The 277-nt window shown below is 50.5% G+C and carries 1 protein-coding gene; it reads left to right on the forward strand.

The window, feature by feature from the left end:
* Positions 1 to 19: 19 nt before the first annotated feature.
* Positions 20 to 277: P-loop NTPase (locus AAEZ03_RS27165; protein WP_350582935.1), on the forward strand; the 258-nt coding region annotated here is incomplete at its 3' end.

The following is a 277-nucleotide window of genomic DNA, read 5'->3' on the forward strand; positions in this document are numbered from 1 at the left end:
GCCCAAGACCACCAATGCAATGGACGCCCAGAATCAGTCAGCATCAAAGCCTGATAGTGGCACTAAAACTGATACTGCTGCCGAACCGCCGATTACCAAAGCCGCGCCGACACAAGCATCATTGACAGCGCATCCGCGTATTCGCCATATTATCGTGGTGGCGTCGGGTAAAGGTGGTGTTGGTAAATCAACGACTACCGTGAATATCGCTTTGGCATTACAAAAGCTAGGCAACCGTGTTGGCGTGCTCGATGCTGATATTTATGGTCCTAGTATG

This window comes from Pseudomonas sp. HY2-MNA-CIBAN-0224 (assembly GCF_040310285.1).
GTDB classification, from domain to species: domain Bacteria; phylum Pseudomonadota; class Gammaproteobacteria; order Pseudomonadales; family Pseudomonadaceae; genus Aquipseudomonas; species Aquipseudomonas helleri.